This window comes from Kitasatospora papulosa (assembly GCF_000717245.1).
In the GTDB taxonomy this organism is placed as follows: Bacteria; Actinomycetota; Actinomycetes; order Streptomycetales; family Streptomycetaceae; genus Streptomyces; species Streptomyces papulosus.
Genome location: NZ_JNYQ01000072.1, coordinates 1 through 404 on the forward strand (window position 1 = coordinate 1; position 404 = coordinate 404).

Sequence of the window (404 nt, forward strand, 5' to 3'; positions counted from 1 at the left end):
AACATGCGGGCGGTGTCCGTCTCGATCGCGCTGACCGAGAACCTCGACACCAACGGCGGGCTCATGATCATGCCCGGCTCCCACAAGTCGTTCGTCGGCTGCGCGGGCGAGACGCCCAAGGACAACTACAAGAAGTCCCTCCAGATGCAGGACGCCGGCATCCCCTCCGACCAGGTACTCACCAGCATGGCCGACCGCCACGGCATCAAGCTCTTCACCGGCAGGGCAGGCTCGGCCACCTGGTTCGACTGCAACGCCATGCACGGCTCCGGGGACAACATCACCCCCTACGCCCGCAGCAACGTCTTCATCGTCTTCAACAGCGTCGACAACACCGCCCAGGAGCCCTTCGCGGCCCCCGTCCGCAGGCCCGACTTCATCGGCGCCCGCGACTTCACCCCGGT

Annotated in this window: 1 protein-coding gene; it reads left to right on the top strand. The window is 66.3% G+C overall.

Annotated elements, in window-relative coordinates; all coding sequences use genetic code 11:
* Positions 1-404: phytanoyl-CoA dioxygenase family protein (locus IA22_RS0133760; protein ID WP_030125882.1), on the top strand; the 404-nt coding region annotated here is incomplete at both ends.